The 423-nt window shown below is 50.1% G+C and carries 2 tRNA genes and 1 rRNA gene; all 3 read left to right on the top strand.

The annotated features are described in order from the left end of the window. Positions 1-63 (top strand): 16S ribosomal RNA (locus AC6CWS_RS26500); the annotation flags it as partial. Positions 64-133: 70 nt separating this feature from the next. Further along, positions 134-210, top strand: a tRNA-Ile gene (locus AC6CWS_RS26495). Between the two features lie 106 nt (positions 211-316). After that, positions 317-392, top strand: a tRNA-Ala gene (locus tag AC6CWS_RS26490). Positions 393-423 lie beyond the last annotated feature (31 nt).

Genomic DNA, 423 nt, shown 5'->3' with positions numbered 1-423 from the left:
ATGACTGGGGTGAAGTCGTAACAAGGTAACCGTAGGGGAACCTGCGGTTGGATCACCTCCTTACCTTAAAGAACCTGCCTTTGTAGTGCTCACACAGATTGTCTGATGAAATAGAGCAGTAAATAATCTCTGTAGGCTTGTAGCTCAGGTGGTTAGAGCGCACCCCTGATAAGGGTGAGGTCGGTGGTTCAAGTCCACTCAGGCCTACCAAATTTTCCCTGAATACTGCGTTGTGGCAAAGCTCGCATACCTCAGTATGCTTCGCTTGACCACGCCTTGTCTCAGGAAAAATTACCGGTACAGAGATAACACCGATGGGGCTATAGCTCAGCTGGGAGAGCGCCTGCTTTGCACGCAGGAGGTCTGCGGTTCGATCCCGCATAGCTCCACCATCTTTACTGCGAATACAAGAAAACTTCAGAG

It is taken from the genome of Klebsiella sp. M041, assembly GCF_059759695.1.
Note: the sequence above shows the minus strand (reverse complement) of the source record. Positions and strands in the feature narration are given on the sequence as shown.